Source organism: Mycobacterium sp. E3298 (assembly GCF_001666895.1).
Lineage (GTDB): Bacteria > Actinomycetota > Actinomycetes > Mycobacteriales > Mycobacteriaceae > Mycobacterium.
In genome coordinates, this window is record NZ_LZJB01000230.1 from 1 (window position 1) to 19,339 (window position 19,339).

Here is a 19,339-nt window from a genome sequence, read left to right on the forward strand (position 1 = left end):
ACCTGCACATCGTCGGACCCAACATGGCCACCCAGCCCTACGGCATCGGGGTCAACCTGACCAACACCGGGCTGGTCCGGTTCGTCAACGGCACCCTGGAGCGGATCCGCCGGGACGGCACGTGGAACACGTTGTACCGCAAGTGGTTGACGGTGCTGGGGCCCGCGCCCGCGCCACCGACGCCGAGGTATCTGGACTGATGGCCGAGTCGGAGAAGATCGAGCAGCCGGAAACCGGCGCCGACGAAAGCCCGGGCACCCAGCCGCCGGACACGCAGGGCGGCGGCCCGACCACGGGGCGCATCCAGGCCACCCAGGCGCTGTTCCGACCCGACTTCGAAGATGACGACGACGACTTTCCGCACATCTCGCTGGGCACCCTGGACAGCGATCCGCAAGACCGGGTGACGGTGGGGACGCGGGTGCTGCCACCGGTCCGCCACCTCGGCGGCGGCCTGGTCGAGATTCCGCGGGTGCGCGACATCGACCCGCTCGAGGCCCTGATGACCAGCCCGGTGTTGGTCAGGTTGACCCCGATGCCGTAGGGCTGGGTGGCCATGTTGGGTCCGACGATGTGCAGGTAGGGGTCCTCCTCGACCAGCCCGGCCAGGATCGAGTCGTCGGTGCTGACGGCGTCGATCTCGCGCTGCTGCATCGCCACCAGGCAGTCGGCCCAGTTGACCACCGACACCACGATCGGCGGCGGGTCGATCTGGCGGATCCGGTGCAGCGACGTGGTGCCCTTGGCCACGCACACCCGCTTACCCGACAGGTCGCTCACCTTGGCGATCGGGGAATCCCGCGGCGTCAGGATGCGCTGGTTGGCGTCGAGGTAGACGGTCGAGAAGTTGACCTGCTTGCGCCGGTCGCAGGTGATGGTCATGGTCTTGACCACCACGTCGACTTCGGAGTGCTGCAGGGCGGTGACGCGCTCGTCGGACGACAGGATGCGGTATTCGACGTGCGACGGGGCGCCGAAGATGTCGCGGGCGATCTCCCCGGCGATGTCGACGTCGAAACCGGTGATCTCGCCGGTGATCGGGTCGCGGAAGCTGAACAGGTTGCTGCCGATGTCGAGCCCGACGATCAGCCGGCCGCGGGCGCGGATGTCGGCGACCGCGGCGTCCGCCTCGGCCTTGGTGGGGAAGGGCCGCAGGCTCGCGGTCAGGTCGCAGCTCTGGCTGGCGTCGTCGGCCGGCAGTGGCGGCTCCGGCGGCAGCTGCTGCATGCCGACCGGGGTGGGCGGCGGCAACGTCGGCACGTTGGGAACCGACAGCGATTCCGTGTGCGAGCAGCCCGCGACCGCGGCCACCGCGGCGAGCGCGGCGCCCGCCCGCCGCAACCGGCCCGGCCGCGTCGTCATCGATACTCTCTCAGCCGGGGCCACAGGCCCAGGGCCACCGCGATGGCGGCGCCGAGGCTGAGCACCACGCCGCCCACCTGGGCGCCGGACAGCCCGCTGCGCGCGCTCAGGACGTCGTTGCGCAGGTGGTTGCGGCTCTGGTCGATGGCCTTCACCAACTGGTCCTCGAGCTTGTCGAATGCCGGGGTGGAGTCGTCCTCGCTGCTGCCGAGCGCCACCTGCGTGGCCGCGCGGTAGTTGCCCACCGAGATGTAGGAGTTGATTCTGTCGTTGGCCTGCCGCCAGCGCAGCAGCAGCTGGTCGGCGCCCTCCAGGTCGGGCTTGTCGACGGCGTCGCTGCGGACCATGTACTGGTCCAGCTGGGAGTGCATGGAGTCGATGCGCTGATAGAACGACTGCTTGCGCTTCTCCTCGTCTCCGCGGCGGATCAGCGACAGCGTCTCGTCGGCGCGGGCCTGCTGGGCGGTGATCGCGACGTTGGTCACGATCCGCAGCGAGTCCGCGGCGGTGTTCTTGGCGCTACGGCTGGCGGCCGTGGAGATCGTTAGCGCAGTTCCGACCCATACCACCATGACGAGAATAGCGAGGCCGCCCACGACCAGTCCCGGGTTGATCCGGCGCCTGGTGCGCCGGGCCAGCCACCGATGGGAGAAGGCGCCGAAGACCGCGGTCGCGGTGACCACCAGGATGACCGGCGCCGGAATCTGCGTGGACGCGGTGGTTTCGGCGTCCACCCGCTCCGACGTCGCCTGATACAGCTGCGCCGCGTCGGGCAGGATCGTCGACTGCATGAGCCCCGAGGCTTCCGACAGGTACGACGAACCGACCGGGTTGCCCTCCCGGTTGTTGGTGCGGGCGATTTCGATCAGGCCGGTGTAGACGGCCAGCTCGGCGTTGATCCGGCCCAGCAGCTGCACCAGCGGTTCGTCGGTCAGCCCGCTGGACGCCCGGGTGACCGCCACCGTCGCGTCGGTGATGGCCTGCTCGTAGCGCTGGCGGACGGGCGGTGGCTCGGCCTCGGCGATGAACGCCGTGGCCGCCGCGGCGTCGGCCACCGAGAGGGTCGTGTAGAGCCGTCCGGCGGCGAACGACAGCGGTTCGGTGTGGTTGAGCACCGTGGTCAGCACCTGCTGGCGGTGGTTGATGGTGGTCGACGTGGCGAAGGCGCAGATGCCGCCGAGCACGGCCAGCACGATTCCGATGCTGAGGATGCGGCCGGGTGTGGTGGAGATGAACCACCAACGCGGGTGGGCTGGTTCGGCCGGCGACCGCGACCCCTGCGGTTCCGTCGACGGGTGCGCCAGCTCAACCGTCACGTCGAATCAGCCCTCATCTTTCGCGGCCACTGGAACGCTGCACGAAACTCTATAAGCGAATTCTAAGAGAATGTCGCGGCAGATGGGTGGAGGCAGACCAATTGACCAGCCGATCACGTGCATATCCTGAACGCGTGCAGGGCGACGGTGACGGCTGGGTGGTTTCCGACAGCGGCGCCCACTATTGGGGCCGTTTCGGCGCGGCGGGTCTGCTGCTGCGCGCCCCGCGGCCGGACGGCACCCCCGCGGTGCTGTTGCAGCATCGCGCGGTGTGGAGCCACCAGGGCGGGACCTGGGGACTGCCGGGCGGGGCGCGGGACAGCCACGAGACCCCGGAGGAGACGGCCGTCCGCGAGGCGCACGAGGAGGCCGGCCTGCAGGGCGAGCTGCTGACCGTGCGGTCCGCGGTGGTCACCGCCGAGGTCGCCGGGCTCGGCGGCACGCGCTGGACCTACACCACGGTCGTCGCCGACGCGGCCGAGCCGCTGCCCACCGTGCCCAACCGGGAGAGCGCCGAGATGCGCTGGGTCGCCGAGGACGAGGTGGCCGAGTTGCCGCTGCACCCCGGCTTCGCGGCGAGCTGGCAACGGCTGCGCACCGCCACGGCGCTGGTGCCGCTGGGCCAGGGCGACGAACGACGGCGTCACCTGCCGCGCACGATCGAGATCGAGGCCGGCGTTTTCGTCTGGTGCATGCCGGGCCCCCCGCTGCAGGCCGACACGGCGCCGCTGCATCCCCGCATCAGCTCCGTGCTGCAAGCGCTGAGCTGAGCCGCTGCGCCGCCGCGCGCGGGTCGGAGGCCGCGGTGATCGCCCGCACCACCACGATGCGCCGGGCGCCGGCGGCGAGCACTTCCGGCAGCCGCTGCTCGTCGATGCCGCCGATGGCGAACCACGGCTTGTCGCCGCCGAAACCGGCCGCCGCCCGCACCAGCCCCAGGCCCGGGGCGTCCCGGCCCGGCTTGGTCGGGGTGGGCCAGCACGGGCCGACGCAGAAGTAGTCGGTCTCGCCCTCGGCGGCAGCGGCGGCCTGGTCGACGTCGTGGCTGGACAGGCCGAGCAGCACGTCCGGGCCGAGGAATTCGCGGGCCACGTCCAGCGGCAGGTCGCCCTGCCCCAGGTGCAGCACGTCGGCGCCGGCGGCGCGGGCGATGTCGGCCCGATCGTTCACCGCGAACAGCGCGTGGTGACGCCTGGCCGCGTCGGCCAGGACCTCGCACGCGGCCAGCTCGTCGCGCGCCTCCAGGGGCCCGAACCGCTGCTCACCGGGTGATCCCTTGTCGCGCAGCTGGATGATGTCGACCCCGCCGGCCAGGGCGGCGTCGGCGAACTGGGCCAAATCGCCGCGCTCGCGGCGCGCGTCGGTGCAGAGGTATAGCCGCGCGGCCGCCAGCCGGGTAACTCGCTGATGCACACCGCGACGCTAGCGCGCTAGCGTGGAGGCCGAAGAACGTGCAGACACGGGAGTCCCGGGAACGGGGTCTGAGAGTGGGCGCGCCTGCCCTTACCGTCACACCTGATCCGGGTCATGCCGGCGAAGGGAGGCCCCCGGAATGGACGGGATGCCATCGGAGCTCGGGTCGCTGGCCGTCATCGGTGGCGGCGTCATCGGCCTGGCGGTGGCGCGCCGGGCGGCGCAGGCCGGGTGGTCGGTGCGGGTGCACCGCACCGCCGAGAACGGCGCGTCGTGGGTCGCCGGCGGCATGCTGGCCCCGCACAGCGAAGGCTGGCCCGGCGAGGAGCGGTTGCTGCGGCTGGGCCTCGAGTCGCTGCGGCTGTGGCGCGAAGGCGGCTTCCTCGACGGGCTGCCGCCGCAAGTGGTCACCGCCCGCGAGTCCCTGGTGGTGGCGGTCGACCGGGCCGACGTCGCGGACCTGCGCACCGTCGCCGACTGGCTGTCCGCGCAGGGGCACCCGGTGGTCTGGGAGTCGGCCGCCCGCGATCTGGAACCGCTGCTGGCGCAAGGCATCCGGCATGGCTTTCGGGCGCCCACCGAGCTGGCCGTGGACAACCGCGCGGTGCTGGACGGCCTGTCCGCGGCGTGCGAGCGCCTCGGCGTGCGCTGGGCGCCGCCGGCGCGCGACCTGTCGGTCGACGGCGACGCCGTGGTGATCGCCAACGGGATCGACGCCCCCGCGCTGTGGCCGGGCCTGCCGGTGCGGCCGGTGAAGGGCGAGGTGCTGCGGTTGCGGTGGCGGCGTGGGTGTATGCCGGTGCCGCAGCGCGTCATTCGCGCCCGCGTCCACGGGCGCCAGGTGTACCTGGTTCCCCGCGCCGACGGGGTGGTCGTCGGCGCCACCCAATACGAACACGGGCGCGACACCGCCCCAGTGGTGTCGGGGGTGCGGGACCTGCTCGACGACGCCTGCGCGGTGTTGCCGGCGCTCGGCGAATACGAGTTAGCCGAGTGCGCCGCCGGGCTACGGCCGATGACGCCCGACAACCTTCCCCTGGTGCAACGCCTCGACGAACGGACGCTGGTGGCCGGCGGCCACGGCCGGTCCGGCTTCCTGCTGGCGCCGTGGACCGCCGAACAGATCGTGTCCGAACTGGCCCCGGTCGGAGCCCGGTCATGATCGTCGTGGTCAACGAGCGGAAGGTCGAGGTCGACGAGCGAACCACGGTGGCCGCGCTGCTGGAGTCGCTCGGCTACCCGGACCGCGGCGTCGCGGTGGCGATGGACGACGCCGTGCTGCCCCGATCCCGGTGGAGCGCAACGCTTTCCGACGGTTCTCGGCTCGAGGTGCTGACGGCGGTGCAGGGTGGCTGAAACCAAACTCACCATCGGGGATCGCAGCTTCGCTTCGCGGCTGATCATGGGCACCGGGGGAGCGACCAGCCTGGCCGCCCTGGAGGAGGCGCTGGTCGCGTCGGGTACCGAGCTGACCACCGTCGCGATGCGGCGGGTCGACGCCGAGGGCGGTACCGGCCTGCTCGACCTGCTCAACCGGCTCGGCATCACACCGCTGCCCAACACCGCGGGCTGCCGCAGCGCGGCGGAGGCGGTGCTCACCGCGCAGCTGGCCCGCGAGGCGTTGAGCACCAATTGGGTCAAGCTGGAGGTGATCGCCGACGAGCGCACGCTGTTGCCCGACGCGGTCGAATTGGTCCGGGCGGCGGAGCAATTGGTCGACGACGGGTTCGTCGTGCTGCCCTACACGAACGACGACCCGGTGCTTGCCCGTCGGCTCGAGGACGCCGGGTGCGCGGCGGTCATGCCGCTGGGGTCGCCCATCGGCACCGGCCTGGGCATCACCAACCCGCACAACATCGAGATGATAGTCGCGCGCGCCGGCGTCCCGGTGGTGCTCGACGCCGGCATCGGCACCGCGAGCGACGCCGCGCTTGCGATGGAGTTGGGTTGCGACGCCGTACTTTTGGCTACCGCGGTGACCCGGGCCGCCGATCCGGCGACGATGGCGGCCGCGATGGCCGCCGCCGTCACCGCGGGCTATCTGGCCCGCCGTGCGGGGCGCATTCCCAAGCGCTTCTGGGCGCAGGCGTCCAGCCCTCAGCGATGAAACGCTATGTGGCGCTGGGCAGTTCGATGGCAGCCGGTCCCGGCATCAGGCCCCGCGCTGCAGGCGCTCCTTGGGGCTCGGGCCGGTCGGCGCGCAACTACCCGCACCTGGTCGCGCGGCGCTGCGGCCTGGACCTGGTAGACGTCACGTTTTCCGGCGCGACCACCGCGCACGTGCTCGCTGATCACCAGCGCGGCGCGCCACCCCAGATCACCGCGCTGAACGGGTCGGAAAGCCTGGTGACCATCACGATCGGCGGCAACGACGTCGGCTACATTCCGCTGCTGATGGCCGCGTCGTTGCCGCGCCCCGTCCGCCGGCTGCCACTGCTCGGTGCGCGCATTGTCGAACTGCTGGACCGCGACGCGCGGATCGAGGCGCTCGACGCGGTGTTCGAATCGTTGTGCGGGGTCGGACACGCGGTGCGCGAGCGCGCACCGCGGGCCCGGGTCCTATTCGTCGACTACCTGACCGTCCTGCCGCCCGCGGGTGCGCCGGCCGCGCCGCTTTCGCAAGCGGATGCCGACCTGGGCCGCCACGTGGCCGCGACGCTGGAGCGGCTCACCGCCGACGCGGCGATCGCGACCGGCTGCGAGATCGTCGGGGCCGCCGCGGCCAGCCGCGAACATCACGCGTGGTCGGGTGACCCTTGGACCACGAGACCCGGTGTGCCGCTGCCGGGCCGAGCGGCGCCGTTGCACCCGAACGCGGCCGGGATGCGCGCCGTCGCCGAGCTGGTGTCGGCGCTGTTGTGACGGGTCAGCCGTTCGTGCGCCACCACTGGTAGAGGGCGTTGACGTCGGAGTTGGCCGCGGTGAGGTGGCCCAACACGTTCTTGGCGTCGGTGGTCCAGGTGAGCGTCGCGTAGTTCTTGTAGGTGCCGCAGGCGATCTGGCCGCCCGTCTGGCCGTTCTGCTTCCAGGTGCCCGGTGACTGCCCGGCGTCCCCGCACGCGGCCAGGGACACGTCCTTGATGGTGGAACTGAACGCGGCGCCCAGGTTGGTGCCGTTGGAGAACAGGGCGTAGACGCCGGAGCCGGGTCCGCTGGGGTCGGGGCTCTGCCCGCACAGGAGTTCGGCCAGTTCGCCGGATTCGGTCAGCTCCTGCGGCTTGCAGTTGTTGAGGCCGTAGCCCTTCGAGAGGTTGGCGGCCAGCGTGTTCATGTCGGCGGCGCTGCCCGTGTTGGGTTCCGCCACCGCGATGGCGCTACCGGCGAAAGCCAGACATCCGGTGAAAGCTGCGGCCGACGCGGCTCGCAGCGCGGTGGTGAGATGTGACATTTTCGTTGCCTCCCTGCGGTTGTTGGATGGGTGATGCAGAAAACTGTTGCCCCCCAACAGAAGTTCAGCCGTTGGCCCGCCACCACTGGTACAGCGCCGCGGCGTCGGTGTTCGGCCCGCGGATATAGCTCAATGTGTTCTTGGCATCGGTGGTCCAGATGATCTCGGCGGCGTTCTGGTATGTCCCGCAGGCCACCTGACCCGCATTGCCGTTGCTCCCCTGGTGCCAGCTGGTGGGCGACTGGCCGCTGTCGCCGCACGTGCTCAGGGCGTCGTCCTTGATGCTGGCCTTGAACGAGCCGACCAGGTTTTCGCCGTTGTTGAACAGGATGTACTTGGCCTGGACCGGGCCGCTCGGGTCGGGGTTCTGCCCGCACGCCAACGACGCCAGTTCGCCGGTGGTGATGCTCTGGGCCGTGCAGTTGTTCAGGCCGTAGCCCTTTGACAGCGATGCCGCAAGCGTGTTGACGTCCGACGCGTTACCGGTGTTCGCGGGATCCGCGGTGGCGGTTGCCGTGCCGGCGAAGGCGGCGCCGCCAGCGAGCGCCGCGGCCGCGACGGCCCGCAACGCGTTGCTGAGATAGGACATCCCACGACTCCTCGGCGGTTGTCGAGCCGGCGTCGCTCACCGGAGAAACATGCTTCCGCTAAGTAGGGATCGTAGGGCTATGTCGTGACAAAGCAACACATTCCGCTGGCAATTGTCTGTCTGGGCATCCTTTTCGGTGACGCGGCACGGCGGGGCCGCATGCCGGCTAGTCCGAAAGCCGATGCCGCTCAGTCCCTTTCGTATGGTGCCTTGCCATCGGCGCTGGGCGGCGGGAGGGGCGGGCAGGAGAACGGCGGTTGAACGCCGCGCGACCGCCGCGACGTTCCGCGGCGGGTCGAAAGGGGATTTTCAAATTGCTGGTGCCGCCGCGACTGTGCTCGGGTATGGTTAGCACCGTTTCACGCCAGCTAACTTCTCGGGACTGGAGAATCCATGACACAGCCACCGGCACCGCCCCCTCCGCCGCCTGGTTACCCGCCGCAGCAGCCCGCCGGGCAAGCGCCGAATAACTATTTGGTGTGGTCCATCCTGGTGACGCTGTTCTGCTGTCTTCCGTTCGGGATCGTGGCCATCGTCAAATCCAGCCAGGTCAACGGGCTCTGGGCGCAGGGCCGTTACGCCGAGGCGCAGGCGTCCGCCGACAGCGCCAAGAAGTGGGTGATCTGGTCGGCGGTCATCGGCGTCGTCGTGGGCATCATCTACGGCATCCTGATGGCGGTCGGCGCGCTGAACACGAACACCAATGCGGCACTTGCCGCGATGTTCTAAGCCCGGTTCGCGACCATGGTGACCCGCCAAGGGTCGGCGCCGTCGAGTGTGGGCGCGCCACTGCTGGTGGCCGCGTCCGCGACGCTGATGTGCGCCGCCATCTGGGCGGGTGACCCGACCACTCCCAACGGTCCGCTGCCGGTGTGTCCCACCAAGGCGCTGTTGGGTATCGACTGTCCGGGATGCGGCAGCTTGCGCATGCTGTACTCCCTGATGCACGGCAACATCACGGCGGCCGCCAGGTTCAACGCCTTGGGCCTGGCGGCTGTCGTGCTCTTGGTGTGGGCGTACCTCGCCTGGACCTACGGGCGGCTCGCGGGCAGGCGGATCCGCAGCTGGCAACACACTCGCTGGTCCGCCGTGGTGGCCATGGTGTTGGTCGGGGCGTGGTTTGTGGTGCGCAACATCCCCTTTGCACCGTTCAACGCCCTGTACGTCTGATACCGCCGTGTCCTGATCCCGGCCGGTGGCACCGCGGTCTAACCTGGGGCGCGATGGTGAACAAATTCGCGACGGTACCTGCGGCGCTCGTCGTGGTCGCCCTGACCGCATTCTCGACCGGCTGCTTCCACAAGTCGGCAAACTCGCAACAGGCAACGGGCGACCCCGCCGCGGCGGCCCGGTTCGCCAGCGCCCTGCACGACAAAGTCACGAGCGACGCGATGATGGCGCACCTGGCAAAGCTCCAGGACATTGCCAACGCCAACAACGGTACCCGGGCGGTGGGTACCCCGGGTTACGAGGCCAGCGTCGACTACGTGGTTAACACGTTGCGCGGCAGCGGTTTCGACGTGCAGACCCCCGAGTTCTCGGCGCGGGTGTTCCACGGCGACAAGCCGGAGGTGACCGTCGGCGGTAAGCCGGTGGAGGCGCACGCGCTGGACTTCAGCCTCGGCACCCCGCCGGGAGGAGTGAGCGGTCCGCTGGTGGCCGTGCCCGCCAGCAACGGCCCCGGCTGCGCACCTCCGGATTACGGCAGCCTGCCGGTTCAGGGAGCCGTCGTCCTGGTGGACCGGGGCGGTTGCCCCTTCGCTCAGAAGGAAGACGCCGCGGCGCAGCGCGGAGCGGTCGCGATGATCGTCGCCGACAACGTCGACGAGCAACAGATGGGTGGCACGCTGGGCCCGGACACCAACGTCAAGATCCCGGTGGTAAGCGTCACCAAGTCGGTTGGCGTGCAATTGCGCACCCAGCCGGGGGGCGTCACCATCAAGCTGAACGCGAGCGTCCAGAGTTTCAAGGCGCGCAACGTGATCGCCCAGACCAAGACCGGCTCGACCACCAATGTCGTGATGGCCGGCGCCCATTTGGACAGCGTGCCGGAAGGCCCGGGCATCAACGACAACGGTTCAGGCGTGGCCGCGATATTGGAAACCGCTCTGCGGCTGGGCAATTCGCCACCGGTACGTAACGCGGTGCGGTTCGGCTTCTGGGGCGCGGAGGAACTCGGGCTGATCGGTTCGCGCAACTACGTCGAGTCGCTTGACTTGACCGGGCTCAAAAGCATTGCGCTGTATCTGAACTTCGACATGCTCGCGTCGCCGAACCCCGGCTACTTCACCTATGACGGTGACCAGTCGCTGCCCGCGGACGCTCGCGGCCAGCCGGTGGTGCCGGAGGGGTCGGCCGGCATCGAACGCACCCTGGTCGCCTACCTGAAGTCCGCCGGGAAGACCGCGCAGGACACCTCGTTCGACGGCCGTTCCGATTACGACGGATTCACCCTGGCGGGCATCCCCGCCGGCGGCCTGTTCTCCGGCGCCGAGGTGAAGATGTCCGCGGATCAGGCAAAGCTGTGGGGCGGGACCGCGGACCAGCCCTTCGACCCCAACTATCACCAGAAGACGGATACCCTCGAGCACATCGACCGGACCGCTCTGGGCATCAACGGCGGTGGCGTCGCCTACGCGGTGGGCCTGTACGCGCAGGACCTCGGCGGCCACAACGGGGTGCCCACGATGGAGGACCGCACGCGTCACGTGCTAACCAAGCCATGACCCGTCGGCTGCGCGCGGCAATGCTGCTGGTGACCTTGTTGCTGGCGTCGTGCACATCGGCGCGGCCGGGATCCCCGACTGCCGCACCGGATCTGGCGCACGGCCTGGCAGGCAAGGTGACCACCGAGGCGATGTTCACCCACCTGCGCGCGCTGCAGAACATCGCCAATGCGAACAAGGGCAACCGGGCCGACGGCACGCCGGGTTACGACGCCAGCGTCGACTACATCGCTAAAGCGTTGCGTGACAAAGGTTTCGAGGTGCTGACGCCGCAGTTCGACCGGCTCTACACCGTTTCCCCGGGCAGGCCGTCGATGACGGTGGCCGGCCGCAGCTACACCGTTGACCAGGCCTCGCTGCTGGTCCAGACGCCGCCCGGCGGACTCACCGGGCAGCCGGTCCGGCCCACCCAGCCGTCGGGCTGCGCGGCGGGCGATTATCCGGCCGTGCTGCCCAAGGGGTCGATCGCCGTCGTAGACGACACACGTTGTTCGGTGGTCGACAAGCAGAACAGCGCGGTGTCCAAGGGTGCGGCGGCGCTCGTCGTGCTCAGTGCGCCCGCCGGCCAGGGCGCCCCGCCCACCCTGTTCGCTCCCGGCTACTTCAAGCAGCTGACCGTCCCCGTCGCGGTCGCCAACCCGGCCACCGCCACCGCGCTCTCCGGCGCGACCGCGCCAATCCGCCTGGTGCTGGACGCCCAAAACGTCAAGATCACGTCACGGAACGTGCTGGCGCAGACCAAGACCGGCTCGCCGCACGACGTGATCGTGGTGGGCGCGCACCTCGACAGCCCCCGCGGCGGCCCTGGCATCAACGACGACGGAACCGGGGTGGCCGCGGTGCTGGAGACGGCGCTGCAGCTGGGCCCCCTGGCGCCCGTGAACAACGCAGTGCGGTTCGCGTTCTGGGGCGCCGACGAGGACGGGCTCAACGGCGTCATGGACTACGTGTTCGGCATGAACAGCGATCAGCTCAACGACATCGCGATGTACCTCAACTTCACCACGCTGGGTTCTCCCAACGCCGGCTTCTTCACCGAAGACGGCGATCAGTCCGGTCCGCCGTCGCCCGGGGTGACTTACGCGGACGTCCCCGACGGGTCGGCCGGCATCGAGCGCACCCTGGCCGGTTACCTGAACCTGGCCGGGAAGCGGCCCGCGGACATGCCGCTGAACACGCTCGCCGACTACCACCCCTTCATGGTCGCGGGCGTGCCGATCGGCGGCATGACGGCCGGGGCCTCGCAACCGAAGACCACCGTGCAGGCCCGGCTGTGGGGTGGGCAGGCCGGGGCCCCGTTCGACCCCAACTACCAAGGCCCCCGCGAAACCGTCGACACCGTCAACCGGGACGCCCTGGCCATCATGGGGTCTGGCGTCGGATACGCCGTAGGCAGCTATGCGGAATCCATCGGCGGCGTCAACGGCGTGCCACCGCACGACAAGCGGCATCGGACCCGGGTGCCATAACCGCTGCTCGGCGCCTTGTCGGGGGGCCGCGCTACACTCGAACACATGTTCGATAGACGGCTACACGAGTACTGGGAGCCTCCCCGGTGTGAGCGATCCCGCGCGCTGGTGGAACGGATGTGCTCCTCGTGGCGGCTGGAGGCGCGGATGGTCGCGGACCGGCTGGACGCCATCGGGGAGTTGTTCGAGCTGCGCCGCGCCCAGCGCGGTGAGGAGTCGGATTGGGCGGTGGACACCTGGGCGGCGGTGGGGGCCGAGGTGGCCGCGGCGTTTCGGGTGAGCCTGGCGATGGCCGGCAGCTTCATGCGGTATGCGCTCGCGATGCGTGAGCGGCTGCCGCAGGTGGCCGAGGTGTTCCGCGCGGGCGACATCAGCTATCGGTTGTTCCAGACGATCGTGTACCGCACCGATCTGATCACAGACGCCGCCGTGTTGGCCGCCGTGGATGCCGAGCTGGCGATGCGTGCGGCGAGGTGGCCCTCCATGACCCGGGGCCGGTTGGCCGGCCAGGTGGACAAGATCGTGGCGAAGGCCGACGTCGATGCGGTGCGCCGCCGCGACCAGTCGCAGGCCGAGCGCTGGGTCGGGGTCGAGGATCTCGAGGGCGGCATGTCCGAAATCCACGGCAGCTTGTTCAGTCCCGACGCCCACGCGCTGGATCGGCGGCTGGATGCGTTGGCGGCCACGGTGTGTGAGCACGACCCGCGCAGCGCAGATCAGCGGCGCGCCGACGCGCTTGGGGTGCTTGCCGCCGGCGCGGATCGGCTGGGCTGCCGCTGCGGTCGCCCCGACTGCACTGCCGGAAAGCGGCCTGGCGCAACGCCGGTCGTCATTCACGTGATCGCCGAGCAGGCCAGCGTCGAGGGCGCCGGGTCGGCTCCGGCGTCGGAGGTGGGCGCGGACGCGCTGATCACCGCCGAGGTCGTGGCCGAGCTGGCCGGCTCGGCCAAGCTGGTGCCCCTGGGCGCCCCGGCCGAGGCCGAGCCGCGCTACACCCCGTCCAGGAGGCTGGCCGATTTCGTGCGGTGCCGGGACCTGACGTGTCGGGCCCCGGGTTGTGACCGCCCGGCCGTCGACTGCGACATCGACCACACGATCCCGTACTCCGAGGGCGGTGCGACGCACCCGTCGAACCTCAAATGCCTTTGCCGCCAACATCATTTGCTGAAAACTTTTTGGGGCTGGCGCGACGAACAACTGGAGGACGGCACCCTGATCTGGCGGCTGCCCGACGGACATACCTACGTCACCACCCCGGGCAGCGCGCTGCTGTTCCCCAGCCTGTGCGTGCCCACCGGTGACGCCCCGGCCCCCACACCCGTCGAGCGGTGTGGTGAGCGCACCGCGATGATGCCGCTGCGCACCCGCACCCGTGCCCAAAACCGGGCCCAGCGCATCGCCACCGAACGGCACCGCAACCGCCAAGCCCGGCTGGCCGCCCACCCCGTGGCGCCGGCCAGTTCGATACCCGCCGGCCCCGCGCCCCCAGAGGATCCACCGCCCTTCTAGGGCCTGCGCCGTCAAGGCATGTGCGGGTTCATCATTCGTCCGCAGCCCATCCCGCCGCGACCCATCATCTGCTGCATCATGGCCGGCATGCCCTGCTCCACGAAGCCGGTGACTTCGCGCGCGTGCGCTCGGATGACGTCGGTGAGGGCAGGGTCGTCGGCGGTCTCCTCGGCGATCACGCCCCCTGGGGTGAACGTCAGCTGCCGCCGGTAGCCGCCGGCACGACGGAATAGCGTCGGCAGGGTTTGGCTCATGCAGCTGACTTCGGTTCCCTGATCCAGGTGGGCGTACATGCTCGAGACGTGCGCCTGGAGTTGGGCGGTCAGATCCGGGGACGTCGATTCGGTGGTGGTGCGCACGCCGCCGGGAATGTCCTCGACCACCCGGCTGATTTCGCTGTGCCGCATGAACATGTCCATGTAGCGGTTCATGTCCATGTGACCGGCGCCCATGAAGCCGCCGCAGTCGGTGAGGCGGACTCCTGCGGGCCAGATGCCGCGACGCGCGTAGCGCAGACCCAGCACGCCGCCCGCACCCAGCGCACCGAACGCGGCAAGCGCCGCGCGCCGTGTCAAATTGGCCATCGTCACGTTCCTTCGGGACAGACTCCTCCACGCAATTTAGGCAATCTGACCAGACCCGCGAATCCCGTACTAGGGCCAATGGTCCCTACCCCCGGTGGGTATATGTGTGACATCGTCCTGGGCATGACTGAAACTCCTGAATCCAGCGTTGGGCCCGTGACCGGCAACCACGGGGACGGGCCGTACGCGCGCAGTCGGCTGGGCCACGTGGCCGCATGGGTGGTCATCGTCGCCGGTGTGGTGTTCGTCGTCGCGGTCATCTTCTTCACGGGGCTGTTCTTGGGCTGGTCCTCGGGTGACCACTACGGCTGGCGCCACGGCTATGGCGGCGGCCGTGCCGGCACCTGCCCGATGATGCAGCCCGGCGGCATGATGGGGCCCGGCATGATCGGACCCGGCGGCATGATGGGGCCCGGCGGGATGGGACCCGGCGGGATGGGACCCGGGGGCCCGGTGGGGCCTCAGCAGACGCCGGCACCGACGGCGCCGCGCCCCTAGCGGGCAACACGCCTCAAACGGCGCCGCCGAGTTCGCTATTGCCATCGGACAACCCACCCGGCGCTTCTCGTTCGACCACCGGTAAGCCGCCCGCAATCGCGCGCCCACGCGGCCGGCGCGGGCGTTCGACGGTGTTTTCATTCGGGCTGTCATGGTTAGCCAACCGCTCTAGAATGAGACGCTTTGGTCTGCCCTGTAGCCGGTCGGGATGAGGTTGGTATGAAGAGCCGTGCGCGCAATCGACGTCAGCAGGCCGGTGGCCGTCCGCGCAGGGCGGCCGCCTTGCTGAGGGCGGCGTTGAGCTGCGCGGCGGCGGCAATCGTGGTGGCGGGGTGTGCATCCTTCGTCGACGGGCGGGCGCTCTCGATGCTCAACGATCCGTTCCGGGTGGGCGGCTTGCCCGCGACCAACGGCCCCAGCGGCATCCGCTCGAACGCACCCGCCGCAACCGGCACCGTGGTCAACACGGACGACGGCGCGATCGATAAGTTGTCGTTGCTGTCGGTCAACGATATCGAGGACTACTGGAAGTCGGTGTACGGGCAGTCCCTGAAGGGAAGCTTCGTTCCCGTCGGAAAGATGGTGTCCTACAACTCGAAGGATCCGTCCAGCCCGATCGTTTGCCACAACGACACCTACAAGCTCGTCAACGCCTTCTACACGTCGCGCTGCAACCTGATCGCCTGGGACCGCGGGGTGTTCATGCCGGTCGCCCAACGGTACTTCGGCGACATGTCGGTCAACGGCGTACTGGCCCACGAATTCGGCCATGCCCTGCAGAACATGGCGCATCTGGTGACCAAACGCGACCCCACGATCGTGCACGAGCAGCAGGCCGACTGCTTCGCTGGCGTCTACCTGTTCTGGGTCGCCGACGGCAAGTCGCCGCGGTTCACGCTCAGCACCGCCGACGGGCTCGACCATGTGCTGGCCGGGATCATCACGACCCGCGACCCCGTGATCGACAGCGAGAGCGAGAACGACGACGAACACGGATCCGCCCTGGACCGAATCAGCGCCTTCCAAATGGGTTTCATCAACGGGGCATCGGCCTGCGCGGGGATAGACAAGAAGGAGATCGAGCAGCGCCGCGGCGATCTGCCCAACGCTCTGCGCGTCGACAGCAGCACCGGAAACCCCGAGACCGGTGAGGTCCCGATCGACCAGGACACCCTGTCGACGTTGATGGAACTGCTGGGAAAGATCTTCTCCCCGAAGAGCCCGCCGGCGCTGTCTTACCAGGCTGCCGATTGCCCCGACGCCAAATCCAGCCCGCCGGCTTCCTATTGCCCGTCCACCAACACGATCGTGGTCGACCTGCCAAAGCTCGCGGCGATGGGCAAGGTCGCCGACGAGAACGAGCAGACCCTGCCGCAGGGCGACGACACCGCCCTATCGGTCGTGATGTCGCGGTACGCGCTCGCCGTGCAGCACGAACGCGGGCTGGCCATGCAGAGCCCGTGGACCGCGCTGCGCACGGCGTGCCTGACCGGCGTGGTGCACCGCAAGATGGCCGAACCCATCGAGCTGTCGTCGCAGAAGCAGTTGTTGCTGACGGCCGGTGATCTCGACGAGGCGGTGGCCGGGTTGCTCACCAACCATCTCGTCGCCAGCGACGCCGACGGCACCAGCGTGCCCGCCGGTTTCACCCGGATAGCGGCGTTCCGCGGCGGCGTGACCGGCAACATGGACGCCTGCTACTCCCGCTATCCGGGTTGACCGGAAGGCCGTCGGAGTCAACCGATCTCGACGAGCCTGGGAATGACGTCGTCGCCGAGTCGCCGGATGAAGCCGACGGGATCGGGGTTGCCGGGGAATGGGCCGGCGTTGACCATCTCGACGCCCAGTTCGGCGAAGCGCTCGACGGTCCAGAAGTACCCGTCGAGGTCGTCGAACGGATTCACGAAGAGGCCCACCGTCTTTCGGATCTCGCCCGGGTCCCGCCCGACGGTTTCGCAGTGGCGGTGCAGCACCTCGATCTTGTGCTCGAGCTCGTCGGGATCGGTCACGGTGCTGTTCCAGATGTCGGCGTACTGCGCGACCAGCCGTAGCGTCTTCTTTTCGCCGTCGCCGCCAATCAGGATCGGCGGTCGCCGAATCGGTTGCGGCTCACAGATTGTCTCGGCCAACTGGTAGTGCTTGCCCCGGTAGGGCCCGTTGTCCTCGCTCCACATCTGACGGCAGATCTGCAGCGTCTCTTCGAGCATCTCGAAACGCCGGCTCACCGGCGGATAGGGGAAGCCGAGGGCGAGGTGCTCGCGGTCGTACCAGGCCGCGCCGAGCCCCAGCGCCGAGCGGCCCTGCGACAGCACGTCAAGCGTGGTGACCGCCTTGGCCAGCATTCCCGGGTATCGATACGTGACGCCGGTGACAAGCAGGCTCAGGTCGATCTTGGTCGTCTGTCCGGCCAGGAAGCCCAGTGACGTGTAGCCCTCGAGGAACGGGTCCTCCGCCCGTCCCATCGCCTCCATCTGAAAGAAATGATCCGCCAGCGTGAACAGCGTTGCGCCGCCCTGTTCGGCGGCCTTGGCCGCATCGGCCAGCGTCGGACCCAGCGCCGCTGGGTCGCCGGGCAGGAAATCGATGAAGTGCACACCTAATTGCATGGCAGCCCTTGCCCTTTCATTACTCGGTCAAGCGCTCGAGCAGCGTCAGCGCATCGAGGATGACGCGACGCTCGCGTTCGGAATACTGCTCGTGGATGGCGCGCGCCAGCCACTCCTCGCGGACCTGTCGGTTGCTCTCCGCGCGTCGCCGGCCCGTTGCGGTCAACGAAATCAGTTGCCGCCGGCCGTCTTCCGGGTCGGGCGTGCGCTCGATGAGCCCCCGCTGCTCGAGTGCGGCCACTATCGTGGCCATGGATTGTGGACGCACCCGTTCGGCCGCAGCCAGGACACTCGCCGATGAGGCCCCCTCTTTCCAGAGCCGGTTCAGCACCGCGGTCTGCGAGGGAGTCAGGTCGTCGTCGGTGGCGAGTTCCCTCAACTGACGCCGCAGCCGGCTGAACACCACCCGCAGGTCGCGGGCCGCCGCGGCCGCGGACTCAGCGATGCCGTCCACAACGCCAGTCTAGACTGATCAGCCCAGGCTGTCTAATTCCGCCCGAGCAACTGGAGGGCGGCCTCGACCGCCAGCGCCGCCACGTTCAGCGTCTTGGACCGCAGATCGTGCCGGGCGCCGGCGATCTCGACGACCGCCGTGGTGCCGGTGACCAGTGCGGCGGCGGCGCGCAGCTCCTCGGGCGTGCCGAAGGGGTCCGACGTCCCGTGCGTGAAGACGGTCGGCACCCTGATGTCGGGTAGGTGCTCGGTGCGCGCTCGCTCCGGCTTTCCCGGCGGATGCACCGGGTACGAGAACAGCGTCAACAGGTCCACGGAAGCCTCCCGGTCGGCCACCACCATGGACGTCTGCCGGCCGCCATAGGAATGTCCGCCTGCGATCAGCGGACCCTCGGCGAGGTCGCGGCACAGCGTGATCGCCTCGACGATTCCGGCGCGGTCGGCGGCCGCCGAGCCGGACGGCGGTCCGCTGGGGCGGCGTCGCCGGTAGGGCAGGTTGTACCGAACCGCGAGCCAGCCGCGCCGCGCCCACTCCTCGCAAACCTGTTGCAGCAGCGGCGAATCCCGGTTGCCACCCGCGCCGTGGGTCAGTACCACCACACCCGCGGCGGGCCGATCGGGTTCGTGCGCCACACCGGCGATCCGGTCCAGGTTCATGACAACCGAAACAGTGGTGAGACGGGCCCGTGTCCATGGCCCAACGGATAGGAGGCGCGCAGGCACTCGGTGACCCACCGCTTCCCGAACCCGACCGCGTCGGGCACGGAATAGCCGTGCGCCAGCGCGCACGCGATCGCGGTGGCCAGCGTGTCGCCGCCGCCGTGGTCGTTGCCGCCGGGCAGCCGCTCGGCGTCGAACTCATACCAGGACGCACCGTCGTAGAGCAGGTCACAGCTGCGATCCGACGACCGCAGGTGGCCGCCCTTGACCAGTGCCCACCGCGGCCCCAGCGCGTGCAGGGCCTTGGCCGCCTCGCGCTGAGACCCCACATCCACGACGTCGACGCCCACCAGCAGCCGCACCTCGTCGAGGTTCGGCGTCACCAGCGTGGCCAGCGGAAACAATTGGTCGCGAAGCGAATCCAGCGCCGACGCAGCCAGCAACGCGTCGCCGTGCATCGACGCGCACACCGGATCGACGACGAGCGGGACCGTCAGACCCAGCCGGCGCCAGGCGGCGGCCACCGCGCCGATGATGGTTGACGACGCCAGCATCCCGGTCTTGGCGGCCTGCACGCCGATGTCGGTCACCACCGCCTCGATCTGGGCGGCCACGACATCGTCGGGCACCTCGTGAAAGCCCTTGACGCCCAACGTGTTCTGCACGGTGACGGCGGAGACCGCGACGCAGGCGTGCACGCCGAGTAGCGCCATGGTGCGCATGTCGGCCTGGATGCCGGCGCCGCCCCCCGAGTCGGACCCGGCGA

22 protein-coding genes, 2 pseudogenes and 1 riboswitch are annotated in these 19,339 nt (G+C 69.6%); of the genes and pseudogenes, 14 read left to right on the plus strand and 10 right to left on the minus strand.

Annotation, left to right across the window (positions count from 1 at the left end; translation table 11 throughout):
- A partial coding sequence (locus tag A9X05_RS10655; RefSeq protein WP_156669951.1) for a transporter substrate-binding domain-containing protein occupies positions 1-200 on the plus strand: 200 nt, incomplete at its 5' end.
- Positions 200-520 (plus strand): annotated as a pseudogene (locus A9X05_RS29570) (serine/threonine protein kinase); the annotation flags it as partial. The gene A9X05_RS10655 and the pseudogene A9X05_RS29570, both read left to right, overlap by 1 nt.
- Before the next feature lie 44 nt (positions 521-564).
- Here A9X05_RS29570 and A9X05_RS10660 read toward each other — a convergent pair.
- Positions 565-1,362, minus strand: a pseudogene (locus tag A9X05_RS10660) (glutamate ABC transporter substrate-binding protein); the annotation flags it as partial.
- Positions 1,359-2,678 carry a protein kinase G-activating protein GlnX gene (glnX, locus tag A9X05_RS10665; protein ID WP_067747854.1) on the minus strand — a complete coding sequence of 440 codons (1,320 nt, stop codon included), beginning with the start codon at positions 2,676-2,678 and terminating at the stop codon, positions 1,359-1,361. The gene glnX and the pseudogene A9X05_RS10660, both read right to left, overlap by 4 nt.
- A gap of 134 nt (positions 2,679-2,812) precedes the next feature.
- On the opposite strand from glnX, the gene A9X05_RS10670 reads away from it, so the two are divergent.
- Complete coding sequence (locus tag A9X05_RS10670) at positions 2,813-3,448, plus strand: NUDIX hydrolase (protein ID WP_067747857.1); 636 nt, start codon at positions 2,813-2,815, stop codon at positions 3,446-3,448.
- Here the strand turns inward: A9X05_RS10670 and thiE are convergent.
- Positions 3,420-4,091: a thiamine phosphate synthase gene (gene thiE / locus A9X05_RS10675; RefSeq protein ID WP_067747859.1), complete on the minus strand. Its 672-nt coding sequence runs from the start codon at positions 4,089-4,091 to the stop codon at positions 3,420-3,422. The two genes, A9X05_RS10670 and thiE, sit on opposite strands and share 29 nt — an antisense overlap.
- Before the next feature lie 36 nt (positions 4,092-4,127).
- A riboswitch (TPP riboswitch) is annotated at positions 4,128-4,237 on the plus strand.
- A gap of 2 nt (positions 4,238-4,239) precedes the next feature.
- Between thiE and thiO the strand changes: the two genes are divergently transcribed.
- Genes thiO through A9X05_RS10695 form a run of 4 tightly spaced genes read left to right on the plus strand, consistent with a single transcriptional unit; the run spans position 4,240 to position 6,953 of the window.
- Entirely contained in the window at positions 4,240-5,253 is a 1,014-nt protein-coding gene (gene thiO, locus A9X05_RS10680; protein WP_067747896.1) for a glycine oxidase ThiO, read from the plus strand.
- Positions 5,250-5,447, plus strand: a complete 198-nt coding sequence (gene thiS, locus A9X05_RS10685; protein WP_067747861.1) for a sulfur carrier protein ThiS — start codon at positions 5,250-5,252, stop codon at positions 5,445-5,447. Before thiO ends, thiS begins: the two co-directional genes overlap by 4 nt.
- Positions 5,440-6,198, plus strand: coding sequence for a thiazole synthase (locus tag A9X05_RS10690; protein WP_067781144.1), 759 nt, complete (start codon positions 5,440-5,442; stop codon positions 6,196-6,198). Before thiS ends, A9X05_RS10690 begins: the two co-directional genes overlap by 8 nt.
- Entirely contained in the window at positions 6,195-6,953 is a 759-nt protein-coding gene (locus tag A9X05_RS10695) for an SGNH/GDSL hydrolase family protein (protein WP_067781147.1), read from the plus strand. The genes A9X05_RS10690 and A9X05_RS10695 overlap by 4 nt, the downstream gene beginning before the upstream one ends.
- Before the next feature lie 4 nt (positions 6,954-6,957).
- On the opposite strand, the gene A9X05_RS10700 is transcribed toward A9X05_RS10695, so the two are convergent.
- Both A9X05_RS10700 and A9X05_RS10705 read right to left on the minus strand, forming a co-directional pair.
- Positions 6,958-7,479 (minus strand): serine/threonine protein kinase, encoded by a 522-nt coding sequence (locus tag A9X05_RS10700; protein WP_067747867.1) that lies wholly within the window; start codon positions 7,477-7,479, stop codon positions 6,958-6,960.
- Between the two features lie 64 nt (positions 7,480-7,543).
- A complete protein-coding gene (locus tag A9X05_RS10705) occupies positions 7,544-8,068 on the minus strand; it encodes a serine/threonine protein kinase (RefSeq protein WP_067747869.1) in 525 nt (174 codons plus the stop codon).
- A 393-nt stretch (positions 8,069-8,461) separates the two neighbouring features.
- Between A9X05_RS10705 and A9X05_RS10710 the strand changes: the two genes are divergently transcribed.
- From A9X05_RS10710 to A9X05_RS10730, 5 genes are read left to right on the plus strand one after another with little or no spacing between them, the layout of a single operon-like run.
- The gene (locus tag A9X05_RS10710; protein ID WP_046183018.1) at positions 8,462-8,797 is read left to right on the plus strand and encodes a CD225/dispanin family protein; all 336 of its coding nucleotides are present in this window, start codon (positions 8,462-8,464) and stop codon (positions 8,795-8,797) included.
- A 15-nt stretch (positions 8,798-8,812) separates the two neighbouring features.
- Positions 8,813-9,238, plus strand: a complete 426-nt coding sequence (locus A9X05_RS10715; protein WP_067747871.1) for a DUF2752 domain-containing protein — start codon at positions 8,813-8,815, stop codon at positions 9,236-9,238.
- 53 nt (positions 9,239-9,291) lie between these two features.
- Positions 9,292-10,794 (plus strand): M28 family metallopeptidase, encoded by a 1,503-nt coding sequence (locus tag A9X05_RS10720; protein WP_067747873.1) that lies wholly within the window; start codon positions 9,292-9,294, stop codon positions 10,792-10,794.
- Positions 10,791-12,263, plus strand: coding sequence for a M28 family peptidase (locus A9X05_RS10725; protein ID WP_067781150.1), 1,473 nt, complete (start codon positions 10,791-10,793; stop codon positions 12,261-12,263). The genes A9X05_RS10720 and A9X05_RS10725 overlap by 4 nt, the downstream gene beginning before the upstream one ends.
- A gap of 45 nt (positions 12,264-12,308) precedes the next feature.
- Positions 12,309-13,772, plus strand: a complete 1,464-nt coding sequence (locus A9X05_RS10730; RefSeq protein ID WP_082970928.1) for an HNH endonuclease signature motif containing protein — start codon at positions 12,309-12,311, stop codon at positions 13,770-13,772.
- An 11-nt stretch (positions 13,773-13,783) separates the two neighbouring features.
- Here A9X05_RS10730 and A9X05_RS10735 read toward each other — a convergent pair whose 3' ends face one another.
- Entirely contained in the window at positions 13,784-14,356 is a 573-nt protein-coding gene (locus A9X05_RS10735; protein ID WP_067781161.1) for a hypothetical protein, read from the minus strand.
- A 156-nt stretch (positions 14,357-14,512) separates the two neighbouring features.
- Between A9X05_RS10735 and A9X05_RS10740 the strand changes: the two genes are divergently transcribed.
- On the plus strand, positions 14,513-14,854 hold the full coding sequence (locus A9X05_RS10740) for a hypothetical protein (RefSeq protein ID WP_197499009.1): 342 nt from the start codon (positions 14,513-14,515) through the stop codon (positions 14,852-14,854).
- Positions 14,855-15,073: 219 nt separating this feature from the next.
- A complete protein-coding gene (locus A9X05_RS10745; protein ID WP_156675730.1) occupies positions 15,074-16,573 on the plus strand; it encodes a peptidase in 1,500 nt (499 codons plus the stop codon).
- Positions 16,574-16,590: 17 nt separating this feature from the next.
- Here A9X05_RS10745 and A9X05_RS10750 read toward each other — a convergent pair whose 3' ends face one another.
- The 4 genes from A9X05_RS10750 to thiD form a co-directional block, all read right to left on the minus strand.
- Positions 16,591-17,460 (minus strand): LLM class F420-dependent oxidoreductase, encoded by an 870-nt coding sequence (locus A9X05_RS10750; RefSeq protein WP_067781155.1) that lies wholly within the window; start codon positions 17,458-17,460, stop codon positions 16,591-16,593.
- Between the two features lie 19 nt (positions 17,461-17,479).
- Positions 17,480-17,914: a MarR family winged helix-turn-helix transcriptional regulator gene (locus A9X05_RS10755; protein WP_067781158.1), complete on the minus strand. Its 435-nt coding sequence runs from the start codon at positions 17,912-17,914 to the stop codon at positions 17,480-17,482.
- Between the two features lie 32 nt (positions 17,915-17,946).
- Positions 17,947-18,570 (minus strand): alpha/beta family hydrolase, encoded by a 624-nt coding sequence (locus A9X05_RS10760; protein ID WP_067747886.1) that lies wholly within the window; start codon positions 18,568-18,570, stop codon positions 17,947-17,949.
- On the minus strand, positions 18,567-19,339 hold a 773-nt coding region (gene thiD / locus A9X05_RS10765; RefSeq protein WP_067747892.1), incomplete at its 5' end, for a bifunctional hydroxymethylpyrimidine kinase/phosphomethylpyrimidine kinase. The genes thiD and A9X05_RS10760, both read right to left, overlap by 4 nt.

Coding starts and splice junctions, on each gene's coding strand:
- A9X05_RS10720 (WP_067747873.1), top strand. CDS start 9,292: ATGGTGAACAAATTCGCGACGGTACCTGCGGCGCTCGTCGTGGTCGCC.
- A9X05_RS10735 (WP_067781161.1), bottom strand. CDS start 14,356: ATGGCCAATTTGACACGGCGCGCGGCGCTTGCCGCGTTCGGTGCGCTG.
- thiS (WP_067747861.1), top strand. CDS start 5,250: ATGATCGTCGTGGTCAACGAGCGGAAGGTCGAGGTCGACGAGCGAACC.
- A9X05_RS10715 (WP_067747871.1), top strand. CDS start 8,813: ATGGTGACCCGCCAAGGGTCGGCGCCGTCGAGTGTGGGCGCGCCACTG.
- A9X05_RS10745 (WP_156675730.1), top strand. CDS start 15,074: ATGAAGAGCCGTGCGCGCAATCGACGTCAGCAGGCCGGTGGCCGTCCG.
- A9X05_RS10750 (WP_067781155.1), bottom strand. CDS start 17,460: ATGCAATTAGGTGTGCACTTCATCGATTTCCTGCCCGGCGACCCAGCG.
- A9X05_RS10710 (WP_046183018.1), top strand. CDS start 8,462: ATGACACAGCCACCGGCACCGCCCCCTCCGCCGCCTGGTTACCCGCCG.
- A9X05_RS10695 (WP_067781147.1), top strand. CDS start 6,195: ATGAAACGCTATGTGGCGCTGGGCAGTTCGATGGCAGCCGGTCCCGGC.
- A9X05_RS10700 (WP_067747867.1), bottom strand. CDS start 7,479: ATGTCACATCTCACCACCGCGCTGCGAGCCGCGTCGGCCGCAGCTTTC.
- A9X05_RS10760 (WP_067747886.1), bottom strand. CDS start 18,570: ATGAACCTGGACCGGATCGCCGGTGTGGCGCACGAACCCGATCGGCCC.
- A9X05_RS10705 (WP_067747869.1), bottom strand. CDS start 8,068: ATGTCCTATCTCAGCAACGCGTTGCGGGCCGTCGCGGCCGCGGCGCTC.
- thiO (WP_067747896.1), top strand. CDS start 4,240: ATGCCATCGGAGCTCGGGTCGCTGGCCGTCATCGGTGGCGGCGTCATC.
- A9X05_RS10725 (WP_067781150.1), top strand. CDS start 10,791: ATGACCCGTCGGCTGCGCGCGGCAATGCTGCTGGTGACCTTGTTGCTG.
- A9X05_RS10730 (WP_082970928.1), top strand. CDS start 12,309: ATGTTCGATAGACGGCTACACGAGTACTGGGAGCCTCCCCGGTGTGAG.